At 63.6% G+C, this 494-nt stretch carries 1 protein-coding gene; it reads right to left on the bottom strand.

Translation table 11 applies throughout. The annotated features are described in order from the left end of the window. Window positions 1–494 (bottom strand): HNH endonuclease signature motif containing protein (locus FNL14_RS20920; protein ID WP_142064204.1); only part of this gene is annotated, 494 nt, incomplete at both ends.

The following is a 494-nucleotide window of genomic DNA, read 5'->3' as shown; positions in this document are numbered from 1 at the left end:
TCGTGGTCGGGTTGTTCGGCTTTGTAGTGGCGGCCGGTGGGTGAGGTCCAGCCGGGTGGTTCGGTTGTGCTGGCTGGTGTGGGTTCCCAGCCACTGTTGTGTTTGATGCGGTGGTGCTTTGGGCAGAGTTGGGCCAGGTTGCTGATCCCGGTATGTCCGCCGTGTTGCCAGGCGTGGAGGTGGTCGGTGTCGTTGTCGAGGGATGGGTTGTTGCAGCCGGGGAAGGTGCATTTTCCGTCCCGGATTTGCAGGGCTTTTTTCATGGCTTTGGTGAGCCGGTAGCTGGTGCGGCCGATTTCCAGCGGTGCCCCGTCCCGTGGATCGACGAGCACACGGTAGAAGGAACTCGCGCCGTTGGCGACGAGTTTTCGGGCCATCGACGCGGGGATCGGACCATACCCGTCCAGGTTTGCCGGTTCGTCCGTGATGCCGAAGAGGGCGAGTACCGGGACGGTGACCAGGACGTCCGCCTTGGGGACCGGGACGTTGCCGAG

Source organism: Pseudarthrobacter sp. B4EP4b, assembly GCF_006680095.1.
Taxonomy (GTDB): Bacteria; Actinomycetota; Actinomycetes; order Actinomycetales; family Micrococcaceae; genus Arthrobacter.
This window is presented reverse-complemented; position numbering and strand designations above follow the sequence as displayed.